Source organism: Pseudomonas sp. URMO17WK12:I7 (assembly GCF_003269045.1).
GTDB lineage: Bacteria > Pseudomonadota > Gammaproteobacteria > Pseudomonadales > Pseudomonadaceae > Aquipseudomonas > Aquipseudomonas putida_J.
In genome coordinates, this window is record NZ_QLTL01000007.1 from 216415 (window position 1) to 240548 (window position 24134).

At 63.5% G+C, this 24134-nt stretch carries 20 protein-coding genes; 13 read left to right on the top strand and 7 right to left on the bottom strand.

Annotation, left to right across the window (positions count from 1 at the left end):
* The first annotated feature begins 238 nt into the window (after positions 1-238).
* On the top strand, positions 239-439 hold the full coding sequence (locus tag H040_RS11920; RefSeq protein ID WP_027917590.1) for a hypothetical protein: 201 nt from the start codon (positions 239-241) through the stop codon (positions 437-439).
* A gap of 40 nt (positions 440-479) precedes the next feature.
* Here the strand turns inward: H040_RS11920 and H040_RS11925 are convergent, their stop codons facing one another.
* Entirely contained in the window at positions 480-2759 is a 2280-nt protein-coding gene (locus H040_RS11925) for a TonB-dependent siderophore receptor (protein WP_371260233.1), read from the bottom strand.
* Between the two features lie 158 nt (positions 2760-2917).
* Between H040_RS11925 and H040_RS11930 the strand changes: the two genes are divergently transcribed.
* From H040_RS11930 to H040_RS11940, 3 genes are all read left to right on the top strand, one after another.
* A complete protein-coding gene (locus H040_RS11930) occupies positions 2918-3637 on the top strand; it encodes a response regulator (RefSeq protein ID WP_027917592.1) in 720 nt (239 codons plus the stop codon).
* A gap of 1 nt (position 3638) precedes the next feature.
* Positions 3639-5006, top strand: coding sequence for an ATP-binding protein (locus H040_RS11935; RefSeq protein WP_027917593.1), 1368 nt, complete (start codon positions 3639-3641; stop codon positions 5004-5006).
* Positions 5007-5109: 103 nt separating this feature from the next.
* Positions 5110-6780 carry an FMN-binding glutamate synthase family protein gene (locus H040_RS11940; RefSeq protein ID WP_027917594.1) on the top strand — a complete coding sequence of 557 codons (1671 nt, stop codon included), beginning with the start codon at positions 5110-5112 and terminating at the stop codon, positions 6778-6780.
* Positions 6781-6810: 30 nt separating this feature from the next.
* Here H040_RS11940 and H040_RS11945 read toward each other — a convergent pair whose 3' ends face one another.
* Positions 6811-8130, bottom strand: a complete 1320-nt coding sequence (locus H040_RS11945; protein WP_027917595.1) for an OprD family porin — start codon at positions 8128-8130, stop codon at positions 6811-6813.
* 444 nt (positions 8131-8574) lie between these two features.
* On the opposite strand from H040_RS11945, the gene H040_RS11950 reads away from it, so the two are divergent.
* Positions 8575-10677 carry a TonB-dependent receptor gene (locus H040_RS11950; RefSeq protein ID WP_027917596.1) on the top strand — a complete coding sequence of 701 codons (2103 nt, stop codon included), beginning with the start codon at positions 8575-8577 and terminating at the stop codon, positions 10675-10677.
* A gap of 79 nt (positions 10678-10756) precedes the next feature.
* On the opposite strand, the gene H040_RS11955 is transcribed toward H040_RS11950, so the two are convergent.
* Together H040_RS11955 and aguA are read right to left on the bottom strand one after the other, a co-directional pair.
* Positions 10757-10954, bottom strand: a complete 198-nt coding sequence (locus H040_RS11955; RefSeq protein WP_081784253.1) for a hypothetical protein — start codon at positions 10952-10954, stop codon at positions 10757-10759.
* Between the two features lie 183 nt (positions 10955-11137).
* Positions 11138-12244 carry an agmatine deiminase gene (gene aguA, locus H040_RS11960; protein ID WP_027917597.1) on the bottom strand — a complete coding sequence of 369 codons (1107 nt, stop codon included), beginning with the start codon at positions 12242-12244 and terminating at the stop codon, positions 11138-11140.
* 453 nt (positions 12245-12697) lie between these two features.
* Between aguA and rfbC the strand changes: the two genes are divergently transcribed.
* The 5 genes from rfbC to H040_RS11985 are packed head-to-tail and all read left to right on the top strand — an operon-like array spanning position 12698 to position 17808.
* The gene (gene rfbC, locus H040_RS11965; RefSeq protein WP_027917598.1) at positions 12698-13240 is read left to right on the top strand and encodes a dTDP-4-dehydrorhamnose 3,5-epimerase; all 543 of its coding nucleotides are present in this window, start codon (positions 12698-12700) and stop codon (positions 13238-13240) included.
* Positions 13237-14097 (top strand): dTDP-4-dehydrorhamnose reductase, encoded by an 861-nt coding sequence (gene rfbD, locus H040_RS11970; RefSeq protein ID WP_027917599.1) that lies wholly within the window; start codon positions 13237-13239, stop codon positions 14095-14097. Before rfbC ends, rfbD begins: the two co-directional genes overlap by 4 nt.
* A 38-nt stretch (positions 14098-14135) precedes the next feature.
* Positions 14136-15950 (top strand): sensor histidine kinase, encoded by a 1815-nt coding sequence (locus H040_RS11975; RefSeq protein WP_027917600.1) that lies wholly within the window; start codon positions 14136-14138, stop codon positions 15948-15950.
* The gene (locus H040_RS11980) at positions 15947-17356 is read left to right on the top strand and encodes a sigma-54-dependent transcriptional regulator (protein ID WP_027917601.1); all 1410 of its coding nucleotides are present in this window, start codon (positions 15947-15949) and stop codon (positions 17354-17356) included. Before H040_RS11975 ends, H040_RS11980 begins: the two co-directional genes overlap by 4 nt.
* On the top strand, positions 17353-17808 hold the full coding sequence (locus H040_RS11985; RefSeq protein ID WP_027917602.1) for a thioesterase domain-containing protein: 456 nt from the start codon (positions 17353-17355) through the stop codon (positions 17806-17808). Before H040_RS11980 ends, H040_RS11985 begins: the two co-directional genes overlap by 4 nt.
* A 127-nt stretch (positions 17809-17935) precedes the next feature.
* Here H040_RS11985 and cysQ read toward each other — a convergent pair whose 3' ends face one another.
* Together cysQ and nudE are read right to left on the bottom strand one after the other, a co-directional pair.
* Positions 17936-18754 carry a 3'(2'),5'-bisphosphate nucleotidase CysQ gene (gene cysQ, locus H040_RS11990; protein ID WP_027917603.1) on the bottom strand — a complete coding sequence of 273 codons (819 nt, stop codon included), beginning with the start codon at positions 18752-18754 and terminating at the stop codon, positions 17936-17938.
* Positions 18751-19317 (bottom strand): ADP compounds hydrolase NudE, encoded by a 567-nt coding sequence (nudE, locus tag H040_RS11995; RefSeq protein ID WP_027917604.1) that lies wholly within the window; start codon positions 19315-19317, stop codon positions 18751-18753. Before nudE ends, cysQ begins: the two co-directional genes overlap by 4 nt.
* Positions 19318-19381: 64 nt before the next feature.
* On the opposite strand from nudE, the gene yrfG reads away from it, so the two are divergent.
* Positions 19382-20044 (top strand): GMP/IMP nucleotidase, encoded by a 663-nt coding sequence (yrfG, locus tag H040_RS12000; protein ID WP_027917605.1) that lies wholly within the window; start codon positions 19382-19384, stop codon positions 20042-20044.
* A gap of 93 nt (positions 20045-20137) precedes the next feature.
* Here the strand turns inward: yrfG and lysM are convergent, their stop codons facing one another.
* Positions 20138-20575, bottom strand: a complete 438-nt coding sequence (lysM, locus tag H040_RS12005; protein ID WP_027917606.1) for a peptidoglycan-binding protein LysM — start codon at positions 20573-20575, stop codon at positions 20138-20140.
* Between the two features lie 177 nt (positions 20576-20752).
* On the opposite strand from lysM, the gene fdhD reads away from it, so the two are divergent.
* Together fdhD and H040_RS12015 are read left to right on the top strand one after the other, a co-directional pair.
* Entirely contained in the window at positions 20753-21583 is an 831-nt protein-coding gene (gene fdhD, locus H040_RS12010) for a formate dehydrogenase accessory sulfurtransferase FdhD (RefSeq protein WP_027917607.1), read from the top strand.
* A 5-nt stretch (positions 21584-21588) separates the two neighbouring features.
* Positions 21589-23934 (top strand): FdhF/YdeP family oxidoreductase, encoded by a 2346-nt coding sequence (locus H040_RS12015; protein ID WP_027917608.1) that lies wholly within the window; start codon positions 21589-21591, stop codon positions 23932-23934.
* The last annotated feature ends 200 nt before the right edge of the window (positions 23935-24134 follow it).

Genomic DNA, 24134 nt, shown 5'->3' on the forward strand with positions numbered 1-24134 from the left:
AAGCTCGATAGCGAACCGGTGGGAGCAAGCATGTCTGCCCCGACGAACACTTTTCCAGTAACCGTCCCTACCTCAGAAACCGGGGGACGCTTTGCGGCCCCTCGCCAGCAAGCGAGGCTCCCAAACGGTATGCACTGCGCGACGAGTGGCGAGTACCGGAAATCAACAGGTTGGCATAATGGCATCGCGATTTACCCGCCCCTGAGTTTTTCAGTCCTCCTCTGCGAGCCCTTCTGCAATGAATGCCGAAATCCGTTACTCGATCATCCTGGAGCACAACGCTGAAGTGCTGCTTGCCAATGCCTCCATGGCGCAGGTCGAGGCATTCTGGGATGCCAACGACTCCCGTTACTTTGGCTTGCGCATGGAAGACCCGTGCGGCGCACATGTGCGGGTCATGGTTACGGATGAAATGCCTGAAGAAGAGGCTGCGCTCTAACCGCCGCGCAAAAGGGGCCGCTCTGCGGCCCCCCCTTTGATCAGAACGCGGTGCTGACCGTCAGCGACATATTGCGCGGATCGCCGTAAATAGCCCCCGCATAGAACCCGTACTGGGTGTAGTAGTGCTTGTCGAACAGGTTATCGACATTGAGGCTCACCGACGTGTCATCGGTCAGCTGGTACTTGGCCATGGCATTCCAGATCGCATAACCGGACCAGTTCACATCGGTCGCCCCCGCACTCACACCGTTGACCGGCTGCCCCGCCGGGCTTGAGATGGCGCGGATGTTGGTCTGGGCCTTCACCCCTGCACCAACAGTCAGGCGGTCCAGCGGGCCGGACAGGCGATAGGTGGTCGAAGCCTTGAACAGGTGCGACGGGTCGCTGCGCCCATCGCTGTCGACGCGGCGGAAGTGCAGGTAGGTATAACCGCCATACACGTTCCAATTCGGCGTCAGCGCACCGGCAATTTCCAGGTCGATACCGTCGGTTTCCTGCCCGGTGCCAGCCTTGTAGGCGTCACCACCGGTTGGCGTGGTCAGGCCATCGTCGAGCACTGCCTTGTTCTGCTGCTTGGTGCGGAAGTACGCGGCCGACGCGTTCAGGCGGCCATCCAGCCACTCACCCTTGATACCGGTCTCGTAGCTCTGGCCACGAATCGGCTCGACTTTGGTGCCGCTCTCGGTCTCGGCTGTCTGCGGGTTGAAGATATCGGTGTAGCTGGCGTACAGCGAGTAGGTGTCGTTGAGGTCGTACACGGCCCCCAGGTACGGGGTGACAATACCGGTGTTCTGCTGGTTGCTGCGCACCCCGGCGACGCTGTTGGTGGTCGCCGAATAGTCGGTGGTGCGCACGCCGACGATTACCGACAGCGGGTCGGTGATGCTTAGCCGGGTCGCGGCATACATGCCCTGCAGGCGGGTGGTGGTCTTGCTGTGGCGGCCGGTGCGCGAGGCGATCATGGCGTAGTCGCTGTCCACGCCATTGTGCCAGTCGGTGAGCGGGAAGCCGTTGTTGGCGCGGAACTGGCAGCCCACCGAGGGCGCGCTGACGCGGTCGTCGCTGACCATGGTGCAGCTGTATTCCGGCGACCAGGCCACGGTGCGGCTGTCGTTGTAGCCGACCATCGCCTGATGGGTGCGGCCGAACAGCTGGAACGGGCCGGACAGGTCGATCTGCGCGGACTGCTGGGTGGTGTCGCTGGAGCTGTGCAGGCCGTTGAGCACTGCGCCGCTGCCATCCTGGTCCCAGTAGCCGCCGTAGCTGCCCCGGCCAGCCGAGTTGACCTTGGCCAGGCCACGGTGGTTAAGCACTTCGGCAGTGCTTTGAGCTGCTTTCAGGTCCAGGGTCCAGTCGTTGTCGAAGCGGTGCTGCAACGAGCCAAAGGCGGTGCGGGTGGTGTACTCGCCAAAGCTCCAGCTTGGCACCACGTTGGTGCTGCGTGGCAGGTCGGTCTTGCTGCCGTCCTTGTACCAGATCGGGATGTTGGCACCCCAGCCGCCACCGACCACCTTGTTGTATTCATACTGGTAACCGGCACCCAGGGTAGTGGCGTCGTCGAGGTCGAACTCGAAGTTGGCCAACGCTGCACGCGAGCGCTCCGACTGGTTGTCGCGGAACGAGTTGGCGTCGCCCTGTGTCATCACGAACCGCGAACGCAAGCGGCCGTCTTCGGACAGCGGCAGGTTGAGGTCGGCGCCCAGGCGGCGCTTGTCCCAGCTGCCGTAGGTGGCGTAGGCGCTGCCGCCAAATGTTTTGGTAGGTGCCTTGCGGATCAGGTTGACGGTGGCTGACGGGTCGCCGGTGCCGCCAAGCAGGCCGTTGGCGCCGCGGACGATGTCGATGCGCTCGTACAGGTCCATGTTCAGCGCGTTGCCGCCGCCGCTGAAGTCGGAGCCCCCCTGGAACTGCAGGCCATCGACCTTCCAGTTGCTGATCGAGTAGCCCCGGGCACGGAAGTCAGTGCGCCCGCCCACTTCGGACTTGGTGGTGCTTACACCTGGCGTGGTGTCCAGGGCTTGCTCGATGGAGTGCACGTTGCGGTCATCCAGCTGCTGGCGGGTGATGGTGGTGACCGATTGCGGTGTTTGCCGTGGGGTCAGCTTCAGGCCCGTGGAGCTGCGGGTGCTTTCCACCGTGTAGCCGAGCTGGCCGGTTTCATCTGCGGTGACAAGCGCACTGTCTTCGATCTGCGTGGCATCCAGCTCCAAAGGCTGGCTTTCGGCAGCCAAGGCGCTGCCACTGATGGCGACGGCAACAAAGAAGGCAAGCGGGTGCAGGCGGCTGCCGCCCCGGACAACAGAACTGAAGTTGTTCATGGCGCTCTTGTGATTCATTTGGGAAGGCTTCGTATTCGCAGATGATTTTTTGTTACGATTCTAGGGATCCGCCCCTTGGGCTCCATACCCGGCTTGTACGGGGATGTAATTGAACGTAACGAGCGCTGCCCGCCCTCCCCGCACAGGTGTTTTTCCCGATGAGCACAACCTTGCTGGTTGTCGACGATGACGACGAGATCCGCGAACTTCTTTGCGATTACCTGACCGATGCCGGCTATACCGTTCTGGCGGCCGCCGACGGTGAGGGCATGCGCCAGCACTTGGCCGAGAGCAAGGTCGACCTGGTGGTGCTCGACCTGATGCTGCCGGGCGAAGACGGCTTGAGCCTGTGCCGCCAGTTGCAGGGGACGCCGGGCCTGGCAGTGATCATGCTGTCGGCAAAGGGCAGCACGCTGGATCGCATCATTGGCCTGGAAGTGGGCGCTGATGACTACCTGGCCAAGCCCTTTGAACCGCGTGAGCTGATCGCCCGCATCAAGGCGGTTCTGCGCCGCCCGCAACGCCTGGATACCCCTGTCGAAGCGCCCACCGCCGAAGCCCAGCGCTTCGCCGGCTTCAGCCTCGACCACGTCAAGCGCCTGCTGACCCGCCCGGACGGCGCAACCCTGACCCTGCCGCGCTCCGATTACCGGGTGCTGCGTGAACTGCTGGAGGCCAACAACCGCGTGGTCTCGCGTGATCAGCTGACTCGCAGTGCGTTTGGCCGCGACCACCACCCCGACGATCGCTCGGTAGACATGTGCATCAGCCGCCTGCGCCAGCAACTGCGCCGCGCGCCAACCGGCAATATCCAGATCCTGACCATCCGCAACGAGGGCTATTTGCTGAGCATCGCCCGCGACGAGGCCGACTGCTGAAATGCGTTGGCTCCGTCGCCTGTGGCCGCGCACGTTGTTTGGTCAGCTGTTGCTGATCATGGTCAGCGGCACGCTGGTGATCCAGTTGATGTCGAGCAGCATCTGGTTCGATGTGCGGTTCGCCCAGGTGCTCGAGGCCCCCGTCCGGGTCATGGCCGCGCGCAGCGCCCCGCTGATAGCCCAGGCCGATTGCCACACAGAGCACCGGCAGGTGCCCGCACACTATCAACTGCGTTGCACCGAGAGCGAACCCGCGCAACTGGAGCATCAGCGACGCGGGCACCGGCGCGCCGAGCTGTTGCTGCAACAGGCGCTCAACTACGAACTGGGCCACGCCCAGAAAGTGCGCCTGCTGAAGGTGCAACTGACTGATGAACTGGGCCAGCCGATCGTCTGGCGCAGCCTGTTCGGCCTGCGCACCGCCCAGGCGCACATCCAGTTCGCCGTACCGTTGGCCGATGGCCACTGGCTGAGCATCGACGGCCAGGAGCTGCAGGGCTGGAGTGGTGAGTCCGCGTGGGTGCTGATCAGCGACTACCTGCTGCGGGTCTACGCGCTGCGCATCGTCGCCGTGCTGCTGGTTTGCCTGATCGCTGTGCGCCTGTGCTTGCGCCCACTGCGGCGCCTGGCCGACGCGGCTCGCGGACTGGGCAGCAACCTGGAGCAGCCGGCGCTGGCCCTGGACGGCCCAGAAGAGGTGCGCCAGGCCGCACTGGCCTTCAACGCCATGCAGCAGCGCCTGATTGCCATGGTCAACGACAAGGCCTACTTCCTGGCAGCCGTGTCCCACGACCTGCGTACCCCGCTGACGCGCATGCGCCTGCGCCTGGAGCGGCTGCCAGACGACGAGCAGCGCGAACGCCTGCGGCAGAACATCACCCAGATGGACGACATGATCGGCCAGGTGCTCGACTACCTGCGCGCCGGCGAGCAGCAGAACCTCCAGCAAGTCGACCTCGACCGCCTGGTGGCGCGGCTGTGCGCCGACCTTGCCAGCAGCGCGGAACCCTTGCCTGTACATGGCAAGGGCGGCAGCCTGCGGGTCGATGCCCTATTGCTGCAACGCTGCCTGCAGAATCTGGTGGTCAATGCCCTGCGATATGCCAGCCAAGTATCGGTGACGCTGGAAACCGCCATCACCGGCGTGTACATCCACGTCGACGACCGCGGCCCTGGCATTGCCCCTGGCCTGTTGGCCACCCTCACCGACCCGTTCGTGCGTGGCGAGGGTTCGCGCAACCAGGCATCCGGTGGTTATGGCCTGGGGCTGAGCATTGCCCAGCGCATCGCCACCAGCCATGGCGGCGAACTGCTGCTGCAAAACCGCGAGGGCGGCGGTTTGCGCGTGAGTGTATTGCTGCCCAGGTGAGCCAGCCCCCTCGCTCAGGTAATAGTCTTTTACCAAAACCCCTGGTTTTCCGAACCTGCGGTTTGCCTATCCTAGGCCGCGTCATCCAGCCTGCGATGGACCCATGAAAGATTCCCTCCCCAGCCGTTATGCCTGCCTGGCCCTGTGCCTGCTGTTCACCTTCGCCAGCATCCCGTTCCTTGCCCAGCACAGTTGGCTCTGGCCGCTGACGGTGGTCACCACCCTGCTCAGCCTCGTCGGCCTCAACGACCTGCGCCAAAGCCACCACGCGGTGCGGCGCAACTACCCGATCCTGGGCAATATCCGCTACCTGATCGAGACCATCCGCCCAGAGATCCGCCAGTACCTGATCGAAGGCGATGACGACAAGCTTCCGTTCTCCCGCTCGCAGCGCTCGCTGGTGTATGCCCGGGCCAAGAACGAGAGTGCCGAGAAAGCCTTCGGCACGCTCAACGACGCCTACAAGCCTGGCTTCGAGTTCATCAGCCACTCGATGCTGCCGGTCGCCACACCCGACCCGGCCTCGTTCCGCATCGCCATTGGCGGGCCGCAATGCCGCCTGCCCTACTCCGCTTCGATCTTCAACATCTCGGCCATGAGCTTCGGCGCGCTCAGTGCCAATGCGATTGCCGCGCTCAACCAGGGCGCACGCCTTGGCCGTTTCGCCCATGACACGGGCGAGGGCAGCATCAGCCCATACCACCGCGAGCACGGCGGTGACCTGATCTGGGAAATCGGCAGCGGCTACTTCGGTTGCCGCACCGAAGACGGCCGCTTCGACGCGCAACGCTTCGCCGAGCAGGCACGCAGCCCGCAGGTGAAGATGATCGAACTCAAGCTCAGCCAGGGCGCCAAACCCGGCCACGGCGGCATTCTGCCGGCACACAAGGTCAGCCCGGAAATCGCCGCCACCCGTGGCGTGCGCGTTGGCGAAGACTGTATCTCACCCGCCGCGCACAGTGCGTTCCGCACCCCGGTGGAGTTGCTGCAGTTCATTGCCAGCCTGCGCGAACTGTCGGGCGGCAAGCCGGTGGGTTTCAAGTTCTGCCTGGGCCACCCGTGGGAGTTCATGGGCATCGCCAAGGCCATGCTGGCCACCGGCATTACCCCGGACTTCATCGTCGTCGACGGCAAGGAAGGCGGCACCGGCGCGGCACCTCGGGAGTTCAGCGACAACATGGGCGTGCCAATGCGCGAAGGCCTGATGTTCGTGCACAACACCCTGGTTGGCCTGAACCTGCGTTCGAGCATCCGCATCGGTGCAGCGGGCAAGATCGTCAGTGCGTTCGATATTGCCAGCGTATTGGCCATCGGCGCCGACTGGGTCAACTCGGCGCGTGGCTTCATGTTCGCCATCGGCTGCATCCAGTCGCAGAGCTGCCACACCAACAAATGCCCGACCGGCGTCGCCACGCAAGACCCGTTGCGCCAGCGCGCATTGGTCGTACCCGATAAAGCCGAGCGGGTAGCCAGCTTCCATCGCAACACGCTGCATGCCTTGGCCGAGATGCTCGCCGCAGCGGGGCTGGAGCACCCCTCGGAACTCAAGCCCAAACACCTGGCGCGACGTATCAGCACCAGCGAGATCAGCCTGTTTTCCGACCTGCACCAATTCCTCAAGCCCGGCGAATTGCTCAGTGGCTCGATCAAAAGCGAGTTCTATGCGCGGATGTGGCGGATGGCGCGCAGTGACAGCTTTGCGCCGGAGACGGGAGAAGTACCGGCTACGCCGGCAGCGGCCAGCGTGCGCCGTAAAGAAACAGCCCCGGCCTAGGCCGGGGCTGCTCGAGACGCTCGGTCAGGATCAGAAGATGCTGATCGGGTACTCGACGAATACGCGGACTTCGTTGCCGTCGTCGTTGTAGCCGTTCTGCTGTACAGCGTTGTTGGTGCGAACGAACGAGCTGCGCAGCTTGATCGACAGGTCCTTGGCCGGGCCGTCCTGAACGACGTAGCGGATCTGGTTGAAGATCTCGCGCTCTTTACCTTCGCCGAAGCCCTGCGGGTTCTTGACGTTGCGGGTGTTGATGTTGTCACCCACCACGTAGGCCAGCTTGTAGGTCAGGCCCGGGATGCCGTAGGCACCGAAGTCCAGGCCGTAGCCCAGCTGCCAGGAGCGCTCGTCTTCGGCGTTGAAGTCGGACCAGTAGGAGTTGGCCAGGTAGATGGTCGAACCACCGTCACCCACGCCGCCTTCATTCTGGTACCAGCCGTAGTTGTAGCCGGTGCTGCCAGTGCTGCGCTGGTGCGCGAGGGTGAACGAGTGGGCGCCGTAGGCGTAGGTCGCAGCGAGGCTCCAGATGGTGTTGGAGTCGCCGTTCAGGCCGGCTTCCTGCACGTACTTGTGGTCGATGTCCGATTTGTAGCCGTTGAAGTCCAGGGTCAGGGACTGGTCGCTGGCGATCGGGAAGACGTAGTTCAGGCCCAGGTAGTGCTTCTTCATCACATCTTCGTTGTCTGCGGTGTACAGCGAAGCGGTGAAGTTGTCGGTGAACTTGTAGCTGCCGCCGAAGACGTTGATCGACTTCAGGCCGCCACCGTCACGACGCTCGGCGCTCTTGCGAGCTTCCTGGGTGAAACGGCCAGCGTTCAGCTCCAGGCCGGCGATCTCCTTGGAGGTGATCAGGGTGCCGGTGAAGCTTTCTGGCAGCAGGCGGGCATCGTCGTATTGCAGCACTGGCAGTGCCGGCATCTGGTCACCGTACTTGAGCACAGTGTTGGAGATGCGGAACTTCACGGCCGCGCCGGCACGGGCCAGGTCGTGCGGGCCGCTGGCGTTGCCATCGGCATTCACGGTGTTGTGCGGCTTGAAGAAGTCGACACCGGCGCCACCGTTGTGGCCTTTGCCGCCGTCCAGACGCACGGCGTACAGGCCGAATGCATCGACGCCGACACCGACGGTGCCCTGGGTGAAGCCAGAGGAGAAGTTGGCAATGGCTGCCTGGCCCCATTCGATCTGGTCATCGGTACCGTGCTTCTTGTCACGGTTGATGTATGCGTTGCGCAGAAGGACGTTGGCGTGGCTGTCCTCGACGAAGCCCTTGCTGTCGGCCTGATCGTTGGCCTGAGCCTGGGTCGCGGCGATCATCGCCAGGGCGACCAGGCTGATCCTGGTTTTCAACATGTTGTTTTCCTTATTTCTAAATCAAAAACGCTTTGCACAATTACGCCAGGAACCAACGCCCCTTCGTAGGTTCGACGCTATGCGGATCCGAACTGAAAAGCCCGCCGATCATCGTGTGGCGGGCCTTTCGCAGCAGCATGGCCATGGGTGGCCAGCAAGCGTTGGCCGAATCCTAGCTGTGTGCGATTACAAATGTCAAAAACTCGTGAATTGCAGGTTGATATAACCAATTTAACGGCCGTAGCTGGTGCTTTCTTACATCGCTAAACGCAATCGGCAGGCATTTTTTCTTCTGTGAGGATGTTCGGATTCGACGCGAGGGAAAGCGTAATTTACAAACTGATACATATGTAAAGACAAGTCTTTACAAATACCCAGGCAGCCGTAAATAACAAGCATTATCATTCGCGCCTATTTTTCATTTACCCCTGCCCGGATGTTCTGATGCTTGCCCCCAACCGCCTGCCCTCACTTGGCCTTGGCCTGTCACTGTTGATCAGCGCCAGCCTGGCCAGCGCCACCAGCACCACACTTCCCGAGCTTTCGGTAACTGCAGAAAGCGAGCGCGAAGAAGACAACCCACAGGTCAGAGAGGTCAGCACCGCGACCCGTACGTCAACGCCGGTGCGCTATGTGCCGCAAGCCATCGACACAGTGAAGACAGCCAACGTACTGGACTACGGCAGCAATACACTGGGCAAGGCGCTGGAAGGCATTCCCAACGTCAGCAGCGGTGCCGATACGCGCTTCGACAGCGTACGTATTCGTGGCTTCGAGGCCAGCAACGACTTTTATCTGGACGGCATCCGCGACGACAGCCAGTACATTCGCGACCTGCATAACATCGAGCGGGTCGAAGTACTCAAAGGGCCGGCAGCCGTGCTGTATGGCCGTGGCAGCCAGGGCGGCATCGTCAACCGGGTGAGCAAGGCACCGGAGCAAGGGCGGCGCTCGTCGATCGAAGCCCAGGGTGGCAGTGAAGACCTGCGCAGCCTGTACGCCGACCTCAGTACCGACCCGACCGACAACATGAGCCTGCGCCTGAACATGGGCAACCAGGACAACAACAGTTTCCGCGATGGCATCGACGGTAGCCGGCAGCTGTTCGCGCCGTCGATGAGCTGGCAGCTTTCACCCGACCTCAACTGGCTGGTGCAGTACGAATACAGCCGCTACAACCGCACGCCTGACCGTGGCATTCCCGGTGTCGACGGGCGCCCGGCGGATGTCGGCCGCAGCACCACCTACGGCGACACCCAGCGCGACTACATCGACGACCGTGCGCAGTCGTTGCGTTCTCGCCTGAACTACCAGCTCAACGAAGCCTGGCAACTGCGCCACACCCTGGGCCTGTTCAAGCTCGACAGCGAGTTCGACAACACCTACCTGACGGGCTACAACGCCAGAACCAGGACGGTTACCCGCCAACGCTGGCAGCAAGACCTGACCACCCGCAACCTGTTCAACAACCTGGAAGCCGAAGGTGATTTCGCCACCCTTGGCCTGGAGCACAAACTGTTGATCGGGCTGGAGTTCGGCAATCAGCGCCGCGACCCGACGCTGTATATCGCCGCACCGGTCTCGGCCGGTGGCAGCCCGGTGCCGAGCCTTGATGTCTACCACCCCGACCGCAGCCTGCAGCACACTGGCCGTATGGTGGTGTCGAGCGACAACCACACCGTGGTCGACAGCCGCGGGCTCTACCTGCAAGACCAGATCCGCCTGAATGACCAATGGCAATTGCTGGCCGGGGTGCGTTTCGACCAGTTCGAGGTGCAGACCACCAACAAGGTCCGCAACCTGTCCGAGAAGCAAGACAGCAATAGCACCAGCCCGCGGCTGGGCGTGGTCTACACACCGTGGCGTGATCACGCCTTCTATGCCTCGTGGAGCAAGACATTCTCGCCCGTCGGCGGTGGTCTGATCGGCATTACCCCCGGCGCACCGGGCAACACCAACGACACCCGCCCCGAGCTGACCCGCCAGAAAGAGATCGGGGTGAAGAGCGACTGGCTGGACGAACGCCTGAGCACCACCCTCGCCATTTATGAACTGGAACTCTACAACCGCCGCACGCGCGACCCGAACAACCCGGAGATCACCCTGCTCAGCGGCCTGCAGCGCTCACGCGGCATCGAACTGACGGCCACCGGCAATGTCGTCGGCAACTGGTACGTACGCGGCGGCATTGGCTTGCAGGACGCCACCATCGTCAAGGACAACAACGGCCAGGAAGGCAATCGCATCAACGATGTGGCAAAACGCAACGCCAGCCTGTTCGTGACCTGGAAACCCGAACTGGGCTGGTATGCCGAGACCGGGCTGACGCTGGTCGGCGAACGCTATGCCGACAACCAGAACACCACGGTATTGCCAGGCTATGGCCGTTGGGATGCGCTGGCGGGGTTCCGTACCCATGACTGGGATGTGCGGGCAGCGCTGAGCAACATCACCGACAAGACCTACTACAGCTCGGCGACCAGCGCCGCGCAGATCCAGGTCGGCGACCCGCGCAGCCTGGTGGTGACCGGTACCTACAGTTTCTGATCAGCTTTTGGCTCCGTGCACAAACGAAAACGCCACCGCATTTGCGGTGGCGTTTTCATGGGGCGGGCTCCTGCCCTGGTCAGTGCCAGACCCCCAGCAGCGCATCCAGCTCAGCATCGCTGATCAGCCCTTGAGGATAGCGGCCGTCAAGCAGACGTCGTGGGTCGGTCGTCCTGACCCGTTTGCCTCCATGGTGTTTCAACCACTGCGCCAGAACCTTGAGCGAATGATGATTGACTGCCGATGGGCGCAAAGCCGTCTCACTTGCTGCGTTCATGTCCACACGTACTCCCTGGGCCCGTGAGCGGCTAATTTACGTCGTGATTGTTACAGTACGGAGAGCCCGGCCTGCTTGGGTAACTCGCTGAAAACAATACAAAACGTATGCCATCCAGGCTTCCGGATGTCGTCGGAGCAAAAAAAAGCCCGTCATCTGACGGGCTTCTTCATGGGGCAGGTATCAGCGCTTGACCGGTGCCGGCTGCTGCTGTGTCAGGCAATGGATGTTGCCACCGCCAAGCAGCAGTTCACGACCCGGGATCATCACCACTTCGTGGTCCGGGAAGACTTTAGCCAGAATCGCTCTGGCCTGCGCATCTGCCGGGTCATCGAAGCTCGGTGCGATGATGCCGCCATTGACGATCAGGAAGTTCACATAGGAACCGGCCAGGCGCACCGACGGGTCGCGCTCCTGGCTGCCGGCCACCTGATCGACACCGGCGCATTCTTCTTCAGTGGCGAACAACGGGCCGGGGATCGGCATCTTGTGCACCACAAACTGGCGGCCTTTGGCATCACGGGTGTTTTTCAGCACCTCGTAGGCGGCGTGGCAACGGGCGTAGTTGGGGTCGTTGGAATCATCGGTCCAGGCCAGTAACACTTCGCCCGGGCTGACGTAACAGCAGAAGTTGTCGACGTGGCCGTCGGTTTCGTCGTTGTACAGGCCATCGGGCAACCAGACGATGGTTTCCACCGCCAACTGCTCGCGCAGGATCTCTTCGATCTGCTCGCGGTTCAGGTGCGGGTTGCGGTTGCGGTTGAGCAGGCACTCTTCGGTAGTGATCAGGGTGCCTTCGCCATCGACGTGGATCGAACCGCCTTCAAGCACAAAACCTTCGGTGTGGTAGCGCTGGCAGCGCTCCATTTCCAGCACCTTGGCCGCCAGTTCCTCATCCCGGTTCCAGGGTGCATACAGGCCACCGTCGAAACCGCCCCAGGCGTTGAAGCCCCAGTCCACGCCACGCACTTCACCGTGGTCGTTGATCACGAAGGTCGGGCCGGTGTCGCGCACCCAGGCATCGTCGTTGCTGATTTCAACCACACGAATGTTCGGCAGGTCGAGCTGGCGACGGGCGTTTTCGTACTGGCCGGCGGAAACGGCTACGGTTACCGGCTCGAAGCGGGCGATGGCCTTGGCCAGGGTGACATGCGCTGCCTGGGCTGGCTTACCGCCAAGGCGCCAGTTGTCCGAACGCTCTGGCCAGACCATCCAGACCTGGCTTTGCGGGGCCCATTCGGCGGGCATGTGGAAACCGTCGGCACGGGGGGTGGAGTTGAGGGTTTTCATGGGTAACCTCTGCAAAGGCACTAGGCCGATGGTCGATGGATAGCAAGTGAATGTGACAGTTCCGGCGGTGCGTGATGCCCGTCGCGATTGGCTAATTTATAACCGATAGATATCGACTTTAGAAGCCTTTTTAACAATCAAGCTTCTACAAAACTCTAATTTTTATCGATATAGATCGATAAGCGGTCAACCAAGGTCAATCCACCCTCGACGTTCGATATAATCGCTTGGCGCAAGCTGCATCAGGGTGCCAAAAAGCCTCAAGATGAAACCTGTTTCATCTTCAACCTTGGGAAACCGTGCTTGTGGCCGATAACCCGGTGCGAAGATGAAATCAACAGGTGGGCTCGTGCTGGCTCACCGCCAGCCGATCTAGGCTCAGTTGGCCAAGGCGGCGGACTTAGAGCGGACCTTTCAAGGTCGGACCATCAGCACACTGACCGAAGAATCTCCATGAACATCATAGCGACCGAGATACCCGACGTAGTCATCATCGAACCGAAGGTCTTCGGCGACAGCCGTGGCTTCTTCTTCGAAAGCTTCAATGCCCGCGAATTCAAGAAACAGACCGGGTTCGACGGCCATTTTGTCCAGGACAACCATTCGCGCTCACAGCGCGGCGTGCTGCGCGGCCTGCACTACCAGATCGACAACCCTCAGGGGAAACTGGTGCGCGTGGTGCAGGGCGAAGTGCTGGACGTGGCGGTGGACATCCGCCGCAGTTCGCCTTACTTCGGACGCTGGGTGGCCCGGCGCCTGACCGCCACTGACCACCTGCAGTTCTGGATCCCGCCCGGGTTCGCCCACGGCTTCCTGGTGCTAAGCGAATCGGCCGACTTCCTGTACAAGACCACCGACTACTACAACCCTGCCGCGGAGCGCTCGATCCGCTGGGACGACCCTGACCTGGCTATCGACTGGGGTGTCGAGAAGCCGACCCTGTCGGCCAAGGACCAAGCGGCCGTGCTGTTGAAAGACGCGGACCTGTTCCCATGAAAATCCTCGTCTGTGGCCACAATGGCCAAGTCGCCCAGGCACTCCAGGCGCAGTTGAGCGGGCTCGGCGAAGTGCATGTGCTTGGTCGCGATCAACTGAACCTGGCTTGCGCCGAGGCGCTGCGCGAGCCGCTGCGGCGCCTGGCCCCGCAGCTGATCATCAACGCTGCCGCCCACACTGCGGTGGACCAGGCCGAAAGCGAACCTGACCTGGCCTTCGCGATCAACGCAGAAGGCCCGCGGGTTCTAGCCGAAGAGGCGGTGCGCCTGGGGGCGCCGCTGATTCACTACTCCACCGACTATGTCTTCGATGGTGAAAAGGCCTTGCCCTACACCGAGCTCGACCACCCCAACCCGCTGGGTGTCTACGGCCGCAGCAAACTGGCCGGGGAGCAGGCCATAGCCGCCGTGGATGGCGAGCACCTGATTCTGCGTACCAGCTGGGTCTATTCGCTGTACGGGCGCAACTTCCTGCTGACCATGCAACGCCTGCTGCAGGAAAAACCGCAGCTGCGCGTGGTCAGCGACCAGATCGGCGCGCCCACCTGGGCCACGACCATCGCCATCGCCACCCGCGAACTGATCGAGCGCTGGCAAGCCGGGCAGCGCGGCGCCTGGGGCACCTACCACCTGGCCGCCCAGGGCGAAACGTCCTGGTTCGGCTTCGCCCAGGCTATCGGCGAACAGCTCAAGGCGCGCGGCCTGCCCTGCGCCGAGCTGCTGCCGATTCCTTCCAGCGAGTACCCGACCCCGGCGCGTCGCCCGGCCAACTCACGCCTGGACTGCTCGCGCCTGGCCCGTGAGTGGGACGTACACCTGCCGCACTGGCAGCAAGCGCTGATCGACTGCCTCAAGTAGCGCATAATTGCGCCAGACCCATCTGGCGCATTTACGCGATGATTGCAAAACCCACGCCCCCTCGCCGTCCCCGCTGGCGCAGCCTGGCCCTGTTGGCCCTGTGCCTGACACCCCTGCTGTGGCCACTGCACCATCTGGCCGAGCGCTACTACCAGGACGAGCTGGCCTCGCAGAACCGCCAGACCCTCGACCTGTACGTCGCCAACCTGCTGGGCACCCTGCACCGCTACGAAACCTTGCCGCAGATCCTTGGCGACCTGCCGGCGCTGCGCGGCGTGCTGGCCGATCCGTTCCGCCTCGAGGCGGTGACCAACGCCAACCGCCTGCTCAAAGACATCGTCCACCAGACGGGCGCTGAAGTGATGTACCTGATGGACATCAGCGGCAATACCTTGGCTGCCTCCAACTGGGACAAGCAGGACAGCTTCGTCGGCCGCAATTTCTCCTTCCGCCCGTATTTCAACGAAGCGATGGCCGGGCACCTGGGGCGCTTCTTCGGCCAAGGCACCACCTCGGCCAAACGCGGCTACTTCTTCGCCGCCGCCGTGCGCGACCGCGAGCGCATCGTTGGCGTGCTGGTGGTCAAGGTCGACCTGGACCACACCGAAACCCTTTGGGGCCGTACCCCCGAGCAACTGCTGCTGACCGACCACAATGGCGTGGTGATCCTCACCTCACGCCCCGACTGGCGTTTTCGCGCCACCCGCGCGCTGACCGAAGCCGAGCGCCAGGCGATCATCGCCATCCAGCCCTACCCGACCCAGGCCCCTCAGCCCCTGGTGCTCAACCAGGACGCCTGGCTCACCCAGACCCGCGACATCAAGGAAACCGGCTGGCAGGTAAGCATCCTCGCCCCCCGCCTGCTGGTCGACCGCTCGGTGCAGACGGTAATGGCCATCGGCGCCGGCGCACTGCTGGTGCTGATACTGTTCGCTGGCCTGGTGATGCAGCGGCGGCGCCATTACATCGACCGCATCGACTTCGAAGCTCGCGGCCGTCAAGAGCTGGAATCTCGCGTGGCCGAGCGGACCGCCGCACTCGAAGGCCTCAACACCCGGCTGAAAAGCGCCGTACTGGAGCGCGAGAACGCTCAGCAGGAGCTGGTGCGCGCCCAGGACGAACTGGTCCAGGCCGGCAAGCTGTCGGTGCTCGGCACCATGTCGGCGAGCATCAGCCACGAGCTCAACCAACCCCTGGCGGCGATTCGCAGCTACGCGGAAAACGCCGAAATCCTGCTCGACCACCAGCGCACCGAGGACGCCCGCGGCAACCTCAAGCTGATCGGCGAACTGACCGGGCGCATGGCCTCGATCATCGCCCACCTGCGCGCCTTCGCCCGCCGCGACCGCCACGCGCCGGAAAGCGTTGCCCTGCAACCGGCACTGGATGACGCCCTGGCCCTGCTGGCCAAGCGCCGCCGGGCCATGGCCGTGGAGCTGATCCGCGACCTGCCCGAGGCCACGCTGTGGGTGCAGGCCGGCGAAACCCGCCTGCGCCAGGTGCTCGGCAACCTGCTGGCCAACGCCCTCGACGCCCTGACCGAAAAGGCCAACCCTCGGCGCCTGTGGCTGAGTGCCGAACAGCGCGATGACTACGTCTACCTGTACATTCGTGACAACGGCCCGGGCTTCAGCCGCCAGGCCATGGAGCACGCCAAGGAGCCGTTCTTCACCACCAAGACCCGGACCCAAGGCCTGGGCCTGGGGTTGGCCATCTGCGAAAGCCTGATGCGCGCCCTGGGCGGTGAACTGCTGCTGGCCAACCACCCCGAAGGTGGCGCCCTGCTCACCCTGCAACTGCGCGTGGCCGCACCCGGCGCTACCTTGCCCACTTCGGAGGACCCCTCGGCATGACGACCGAGCCTTACATCGACAGCCAGGCCCAGGTGGTCCTGGTCGATGACGACCCACACCTGCGCCAGGCCCTGAGCCAGACCCTCGACCTGGCCGGGCTCAAGGTGGTCGCCCTGGCTGACGCCCAAGGCCTGGCCGAGCGCATCGAGCCCGATTGGCCGGGCGTGGTGGTCAGCGATATCCGCATGCCAGGCATCGACGGCCTGCAGCTGCTGGAGCAGTTGCACGGCCGCGACAGTGAACTGCCGGTGCTGCTGATCACCGGCCACGGCGATGTACCGCTGGCGGTGCAGGCCATGCGCGCGGGCGCTTACGATTTCCTGGAGAAGCCCTTTGCCAGCGACGCCCTGCTCGACAGCGTGCGCCGGGCGCTGGCCTTGCGCCGCCTGGTACTGGACAACCGCAGCCTGCGCCTGGCCCTGAGTGACCGCCAGCAACTGGCCACCCGGCTGGTCGGCCACTCCTCGTCGATGCAGCGCCTGCGTGAGCAGATCGGCGCCCTGGCGGGCACCCGCGCCGACGTCCTGATCCTTGGTGAAACCGGTGCTGGCAAAGAGGTGGTCGCCCGCGCCCTGCACGACCTGTCCAGCCGCCGCGCAGGCCCGTTCGTGGCCATCAATGCCGGCGCACTGGCCGAGTCGGTGGTCGAAAGCGAGCTGTTCGGTCACGAACCAGGTGCCTTCACCGGTGCGCAAAAGCGCCGTATCGGCAAGTTCGAGTTCGCCAACGGCGGCACGCTGTTCCTCGACGAGATCGAGAGCATGAGCCTGGACGTGCAGGTGAAGCTGCTGCGCCTGCTGCAGGAGCGGGTGGTCGAGCGCCTCGGTGGCAACCAGCTTATCCCGCTGGATATCCGCGTCATCGCGGCCACCAAAGAAGACCTGCGTACCTCCGCCGACCAGGGCCGCTTCCGCGCCGACCTCTACTACCGCCTGAACGTGGCGCCGCTGCGCATCCCGCCCTTGCGCGAACGCGGCGACGACATCCTGGTGTTGTTCCAGCACTTCGCCGATGCCGCCAGCCAGCGCCATGGCCTGCCACCCCACAGCCTGCAACCTGCCCAGCGGGCCATGCTGCTGCGCCATGACTGGCCAGGCAACGTGCGCGAACTGCAGAACGCCGCCGAACGTTTTGCCCTGGGCCTGGAACTGGCCCTCGATGGCCAGGCACCGGCGGCGGCTGCCACCGCGGCGCCGACCCTGCCGGGCAATCTCAGCGAGCAGGTTGAACACTTCGAACGCTCACTGATCACTGCCGAACTGGCCCAGCGCCACAGCTCCATGCGCAGCCTCGCCGAAGCCCTCGGCATCCCGCGCAAGACCCTGCACGACAAGCTGCGCAAGCACGGCCTGCATTTCGAAGGCGGTAGCAGCGGCAGTGACGACCACGAGGAAAATCGCCCATGAGTTCCGATAGCCAATACCTGCAGTCCGTGCTGCACGGCGACATTCCACTGACCCGTGAAATGGGCCTGGAGGTCATCGATTGGCAAGCCCAGACCCTGCGCCTGCAACTGCCGCTGGCAGCCAACGTCAACCACAAGAGCACCATGTTCGGTGGCAGCCTGTACTGCGCCGCGGTGCTGGTGGGTTGGGGCTGGCTACACCTGCGCCTGCGCGAACTGGGCATCGATGACGGGCATATCGTCATCCAGGAAGGCCAGATCAGCTATCCGCTGCCGGTAACCGGCGCAGCGGTGGCGCGCTGCGCTGCACCGGAGGAAAAGACCTGGGAGCGGTTCCTGACGATGTACCAGCGCCGTGGTCGGGCCCGGCTGACGCTGGCGACCACGGTCAGCAATGCCGGCAGTGATGAACCCGCCGTCACCTTCAGCGGGCAGTACGTGCTTCATCGCTGACAAAGCTGACGCGCCCCTGCCCTGTGGGAGCGGGCTTGCCCGCGAAGCAGGCACCGCGGAGGATGGCACCGGCTTCGCCGGTGTTCGCGGGCAAGCCCGCTCACACAAAGGGCGAGCGAGCTTCAGATCAGATCAGATCAAGGAATGCCTGGCGCCAGGCAGCGTTTGCAGGCAAGGCCAGGAAGAACGGATTGAGCAACGATTCACGCGCCGGGTAGCGGAACGGCTGGCCATCCACCTCGACCACCTCGCCACCGGCACCTTCCAGTACACCCTGCGCCGCCGCCGTGTCCCATTGCGAAGTCGGCGCCAGGCGCGGGTAGCAGTCGGCGCTGCCTTCGGCCAGCAGGCAGAACTTCAGCGAGCTGCCGATATTCGCCAGCTCCAGTTCACCCACAGCAGCACCCAGGCCAGCCAGCAGCGCTTCCTGCTGCGGGCTGGAATGACGACGGCTGGCCACCACGGTGAAACGGCCACCGGCAGGCGGCGCATTACGCACGTGAACAGGCGTTGCCTCAGCAGCCCCTTCGGAGCGCCAGGCACCCAGGCCACGGCCGCCGAAATAACAGCGCCCGTTGGTCGGCATCGAAACCACGCCAAACACCACTTCGCCGTTCTCGACCAGCGCGATGTTGACGGTAAATTCCTCGCTGCCGGCGATGAATTCCTTGGTGCCGTCGAGCGGGTCGACCAGCCACCAGCGGCTCCAGCCCTGGCGCTCGGCCAGCGGAATATTGCAGTCTTCTTCGGAAAGCACCGGAATCTGCGGCGCCAACGCCAGCAAGCCATCGGCAATGACCCGATGTGCAGCCAGGTCGGCGGCCGTCACCGGCGAATCATCGGCCTTGTTGGTCACGGCCACGTCGGCCCGCCAGAACGGCATGATGGCCTCGCCCGCCAGCTGCGCGAGCTTGACCACTTCGTGCATCAGTTGTTGGTCGTTCATGCTTCGAGCAGCCCCCGCTGGATCAGCAGGTCGCGGGCCAGGTACAGCGCCGCCAGCGCCCGCCCCTCGCTGAACTGTGGGTGCATGGCCAAGGCCGCAAGCTCGCGCAAGTTGACCTTGTCGACCCGCATGGGCTCTGGCTCATCACCCTCCAGGCGCTCCTCATAGAGGTCGCTGGCCAGCACCACCTGGATCTTCTGGCTCATGTAGCCAGGTGACAGCGACAGCTCGGTCAAGTGCTCCAGCTGGCGAGCGCCAAAGCCGGCTTCTTCCTTGAGCTCACGGTCGGCGGCGGCCAGCACGTCTTCACCCGGCTCGATCAGGCCTTTGGGCAACGACAGCTCGTATTCGTCGGTGCCGCCGCAGTATTCCTCCACCAGCACCGCGTGCTCGGCGTCGAGCATGGCCACGATCATCACCGCGCCGTAGCCATTGCCACGGCCAACCAGGCGCTCATAGGTGCGTTCGTTGCCATTGCTGAAGCGCAGTTGCACGGCCTCGACCCGGAACAGGCGGCTGCTGGCGACGATTTCGCGGCTGAGGACGGTGGGTTTCTGGCGCATGGGGCGGCTCCTTGGCGTGAACGCGTTACTATACCGTGGCTAGCCGACTGAACGAGAGTTTCCCATGCCTGTTCTTCCCTGGTCCGCCATCGATACCGTCCTGCTGGACATGGACGGCACCTTGCTCGACCTGCACTACGACAACCGTTTCTGGCTCGACCACCTGCCCCAGCGCTACGCCGAGCTGCACGGGGTGAGCCGGGCCATGGCGGAACTGGAGCTGCAGCCACTGTTCGAGCGCAACGCCGGCACCCTCAACTGGTATTGCCTGGACTTCTGGAGCCGCGAGCTGAAACTGCCGGTTCACGAGCTCACGCGCGAAATCGCCAACCTGATCGCCCTGCGGCCCGATGCCGATACCTTCCTCGCGGCCATCCGCGAGGCAGGCAAGCGTGTGGTGATGATCACCAATGCCCACCGCGATTCACTGTCGCTGAAGTTGGAGCGGGTGGAACTGGCACCGTATTTCGAGCGGCTGATCAGTTCGCACGATTATGGTTTTCCAAAAGAGAACCCGCAGTTCTGGGATGCCTTGCAGGCGGATATTGGCTTCGATCCCCAGCGCAGCCTGTTCATCGACGACACCCTGGCCATCCTGCGCAGTGCGCGGCGGTTTGGCGTAGGGCATCTGCTGGCGGTGCGCCAGCCGGACAGCAAGGCGCAGCCACGCGATACCGAGGAGTTCGCGGCGGTCGAGGATTACCGGGCGTTATTGGTTGGCCTGTGAGGGCCCTTCGCGGATAAATCCGCTCCTACAGCGATTCGCAATCTCCTGCAGGAGCGGATTTATCCGCGATTGGGCCGGACCAGGCAGCAGAGATCAGTCTGGAATACGCAGCACCTGCCCCGGATAGATCTTGTCCGGGTGCTTGAGCATCGGCTTGTTGGCCTCGAAAATCTTGTTGTAATCGGCCTTGCCATACGCGACCACCGCAATCGCCGACAGCGTGTCACCCTTCTTCACGGTAACGAACCTTGCCGCCGCCACGACCGGCCCGGTCACTGTGATCTGATCGTCGACGCTGGCCACCCCTTCGATGTTGCCTGCAGCAAGAATGATCTTCTCTTTCTCCTCCTGGCTGGCCACCTCGCCCTTGAGAATGACCTTGTCACCCTCTACAGTGGCCGAGATGTTCGGGTTGCCCAGGCCGACATCCTCTACGTGTTTCTTCAGCTGCTCCTCGGCATTGGCGTTGCCGGGAGTCAGCAGGTCGATCAACTTCTCGCCGGCTTCCTTCACGAAACTGAACAGGCTCATGACGTGCTCCTTGTTGACGTTAACCTCGGAGCAAGGAGTCTAGGCCAGGATTGCCCCGCCCGCCCCACTGTGACCAATCGACGCGGTCTATCAAGGCATAGACCCTAGCGATTAGACGCGACCGGCCCACAAGCCTAGGCTTGGTGATATCAAACAGCCGCCGGTAGTCAGCCTCCGATGCAAAGCAAACCTCCGGTCTGCGCGGCCTCCATGCCCCTGGCCTTGCCCGCCGCCAGCAACACTTACGACTACGTCCAGCTCAGCGACGGCGAGCGCGCCTGCACGCCGCTGGCCGAAGAAGTCGCCCTGGCCATTGCCTACAACGGCCTTAACCAGGCGGTGATGTTGGTCAGCCCCACCGATCTGGAGGACTTCGCGGTCGGCTTCAGCGTGGGCAGCGGCATCGTCGAAGGCACGGCCGAGATTTATGACCTGAAACTTTCCGGCAGCGGCTCGGCGATGTATGCCGACCTTGAGATCTCCAGCCGTGCATTCTGGAACCTGAAGAACCAGCGCCGCCAGTTGGCCGGTACCAGCGGTTGCGGCCTGTGCGGGGTGGAAGCCCTGGAGCAGGCGCTGCCGGAACTGACCGCATTGCCTGGCGCACCGCTGCCCCCGGCGCAATGGCTGGCGGGCCTGCGCGAGCGTATCGATGCGTTCACCCCGCTGGGCCAGCACTGCGGTGCCGTACACGCGGCCTTGTTCATGAACGCCCAAGGCGAATTGCTGATGGGCCGCGAAGATATCGGCCGGCACAACGCACTCGACAAGCTGATCGGCGCCCTGCTGCGCCAAGGCATCAGCACCGAGGGCGGCCTGGCCATCGTCACCAGCCGCTGCAGCCTGGAGCTGATCCAGAAAGTGCTGCGCGCCGGCATCCAGACACTGGTCAGCCTTTCGGCGCCCACCGGCCTTGCCCTGCAATGGGCGCGCAAGCACAACCTCAACCTCATCCATCTGCCCAAACACAGTGCACCGCGGGTCTACAGCCCAGCGGCGGAGTCGTAACAGTCGTGACCTCGTACCAGCAACTTCCGGACAACGCCCCAGCCTCCACCCCTCGCTACCAGCCCTACCACGGCCCCGCCGGCGGCTGGGGCGCGCTGCGCAGCGTGGCCAAGGCCTGGGTCGGCAGCGACAACGCGCTGAAGAACATCCGCGCCTTGCTCAAGACCAACCAGAACGGCGGCTTCGACTGCCCTGGCTGCGCCTGGGGCGATTCGCCCGAGAGCGGCATGGTCAAGTTCTGCGAGAACGGCGCCAAGGCGGTCAACTGGGAGGCCACCAAACGCCGCGTCGATGCGGCGTTCTTCGCTCGCTATAGCGTCAGCGCATTGCTGCAGCAGAGTGACTACTGGCTTGAGTATCAGGGCCGCCTGACCGAGCCGATGGTCTACGACCCTCAAAGCGATCGCTACCAGCCGATCGCCTGGGAGGCCGCCTACGCCCTGATCGCCCGTGAGCTGAACAAGCTGGCCAGCCCTGACCAGGCCGAGTTCTACACCTCGGGCCGTGCCAGCAACGAAGCAGCCTACCTGTATCAGCTGTTCGTGCGCGCCTACGGCACCAACAACTTCCCCGACTGCTCGAACATGTGCCACGAAGCCAGCGGCGTGGCCCTGGGCCAGAGCGTGGGGGTCGGCAAGGGCACCGTCACGTATGACGACTTCGAGCACGCCGATGCGATCTTCGTCTGGGGCCAAAACCCCGGCACCAACCACCCACGCATGCTCGACCCCCTGCGCGACGCGGTGAAACGTGGCGCCCAGGTGGTCTGCGTCAACCCGCTCAAGGAACGTGGCCTGGAGCGTTTCCAGCACCCGCAGAACCCGCTGGAGATGCTGACCAACAGTGACCGCCCGACCAACACGGCGTTCTTCCGCCCGGCGCTGGGCGGCGACATGGCAATGCTGCGCGGCATGGCCAAGTTCGTCTTGCAATGGGAGCGCGAAGCGCAGGCCAAGGGCGAGCCGGCGGTGTTCGACCATGTATTCATCGCCGAGCATGGCCATGGGGTGGAGGCTTACCTGGCAGCGGTAGACGCCACCTCGTGGGAACACATTCAGGAGCAATCCGGCCTGACACTGGCCGACATCGAACTGGCTGCACGCATGTACTGCCGCGGCAAGCGGGTGATCATGTGCTGGGCGATGGGCATCACCCAGCACCGCCATTCGGTGCCGACCATCCAGGAAATCGTCAACCTGCAGATGCTGCGCGGCAACATTGGCGCCCCGGGTGCCGGCCTGTGCCCGGTACGTGGCCACAGCAACGTCCAGGGCGACCGCACCATGGGCATCAACGAGCGCCCGCCGGTGGCCCTGCTCGATGCCATCGAAAAGCGCTTCAACTTCCCGGTGCCACGGCACAACGGCCACAACACCGTAGAGGCGATCCACGCCATGCTCGAAGGCCGTGCGAAAGTCTTCATCGGCCTTGGCGGCAACTTCGCTCAGGCGACCCCGGACACCGAACGTACCGCCCAGGCCCTGCGCAACTGCGAACTGACCGTGCATATCAGTACCAAACTCAACCGCAGCCACCTGATCCACGGCAAGCAGGCACTGATCCTGCCGTGCTTGGGCCGCACCGACATCGACCTGCAGGCTGATGGGCCGCAGGCAGTCACCGTGGAAGACTCGTTCAGCATGGTCCATGCCTCCAATGGCCAGCTCAAGCCGCTGTCGACCCAGATGCGCTCGGAACCTGCCGTGGTTGCTGGTATCGCGGCCGCCACCTTGGGCAAGCAACCGGTGGACTGGCACTGGCTGGTGGCTGATTACGCTCGCATCCGCGACCTGATCGGCGACACCATTGCCGGGTTTGCCGACTTCAACCAGCGCCTGGCCCACCCGGGCGGTTTCTACCTGGGCAACAGCGCCGCCAGCCGCCAGTGGAAAACCACCAATGGCCGCGCCAACTTCAAGGCCAACCTGCTGCCCGACACCCTGATCGACGAACGCGTGCGCGCCAGCGGCCAGTTGCCAGACCTGATCATGCAGTCGATGCGCTCCCACGATCAGTACAACACCACCATCTATGGTTTGGATGACCGCTACCGCGGTGTGCGCGGCCAGCGCGAGGTGCTGTTCGCCAACGAGGCCGACATCATCCGCCTGGGCTTCCAGCCGGGCCAGAAGGTCGACATCGTCTCGTTGTGGGGCGATGAACATGTGCGCCGCGTGCATGGTTTCACATTACTGGCATTCGATATCCCTGCCGGGCAGGCAGCGGCGTACTATCCGGAAGTGAACCCGCTGATTCCGCTGGAAAGCATCGGCGATGGCAGCCATACGCCGACATCCAAATTCGTTGCCATCAAGCTGGAACGAGCGCGCGACGATGGCCGAATCCTGTAAGTAGACGTACCCCGGCAAAAACGAAAAAAGCCCTGAACCGCGAGGTCCAGGGCTTTGTCACAATAAGCTCTGACAAGCGAAAATCTATAAAGTTTCAGTGCAAATACAGCAACTTAGAGAATTGTGTACAACTCGTGCTACTCGTCGGATTTTCGTTGCCAGCCGCCCTTCATAGCCTCAAATTCGCCCTCGTCATCCCT

Bases quoted from the DNA above. Each gene is read 5' to 3' on its own strand.
- H040_RS11920 (WP_027917590.1), top strand. From the start codon at position 239: ATGAATGCCGAAATCCGTTACTCGATCATCCTGGAGCACAACGCTGAA.
- H040_RS11925 (WP_371260233.1), bottom strand. From the start codon at position 2,759: ATGAACAACTTCAGTTCTGTTGTCCGGGGCGGCAGCCGCCTGCACCCG.
- H040_RS11930 (WP_027917592.1), top strand. From the start codon at position 2,918: ATGAGCACAACCTTGCTGGTTGTCGACGATGACGACGAGATCCGCGAA.
- H040_RS11935 (WP_027917593.1), top strand. From the start codon at position 3,639: ATGCGTTGGCTCCGTCGCCTGTGGCCGCGCACGTTGTTTGGTCAGCTG.
- H040_RS11940 (WP_027917594.1), top strand. From the start codon at position 5,110: ATGAAAGATTCCCTCCCCAGCCGTTATGCCTGCCTGGCCCTGTGCCTG.
- H040_RS11945 (WP_027917595.1), bottom strand. From the start codon at position 8,130: ATGTTGAAAACCAGGATCAGCCTGGTCGCCCTGGCGATGATCGCCGCG.
- H040_RS11950 (WP_027917596.1), top strand. From the start codon at position 8,575: ATGCTTGCCCCCAACCGCCTGCCCTCACTTGGCCTTGGCCTGTCACTG.
- H040_RS11955 (WP_081784253.1), bottom strand. From the start codon at position 10,954: ATGAACGCAGCAAGTGAGACGGCTTTGCGCCCATCGGCAGTCAATCAT.
- aguA (WP_027917597.1), bottom strand. From the start codon at position 12,244: ATGAAAACCCTCAACTCCACCCCCCGTGCCGACGGTTTCCACATGCCC.
- rfbC (WP_027917598.1), top strand. From the start codon at position 12,698: ATGAACATCATAGCGACCGAGATACCCGACGTAGTCATCATCGAACCG.
- rfbD (WP_027917599.1), top strand. From the start codon at position 13,237: ATGAAAATCCTCGTCTGTGGCCACAATGGCCAAGTCGCCCAGGCACTC.
- H040_RS11975 (WP_027917600.1), top strand. From the start codon at position 14,136: ATGATTGCAAAACCCACGCCCCCTCGCCGTCCCCGCTGGCGCAGCCTG.
- H040_RS11980 (WP_027917601.1), top strand. From the start codon at position 15,947: ATGACGACCGAGCCTTACATCGACAGCCAGGCCCAGGTGGTCCTGGTC.
- H040_RS11985 (WP_027917602.1), top strand. From the start codon at position 17,353: ATGAGTTCCGATAGCCAATACCTGCAGTCCGTGCTGCACGGCGACATT.
- cysQ (WP_027917603.1), bottom strand. From the start codon at position 18,754: ATGAACGACCAACAACTGATGCACGAAGTGGTCAAGCTCGCGCAGCTG.
- nudE (WP_027917604.1), bottom strand. From the start codon at position 19,317: ATGCGCCAGAAACCCACCGTCCTCAGCCGCGAAATCGTCGCCAGCAGC.
- yrfG (WP_027917605.1), top strand. From the start codon at position 19,382: ATGCCTGTTCTTCCCTGGTCCGCCATCGATACCGTCCTGCTGGACATG.
- lysM (WP_027917606.1), bottom strand. From the start codon at position 20,575: ATGAGCCTGTTCAGTTTCGTGAAGGAAGCCGGCGAGAAGTTGATCGAC.
- fdhD (WP_027917607.1), top strand. From the start codon at position 20,753: ATGCAAAGCAAACCTCCGGTCTGCGCGGCCTCCATGCCCCTGGCCTTG.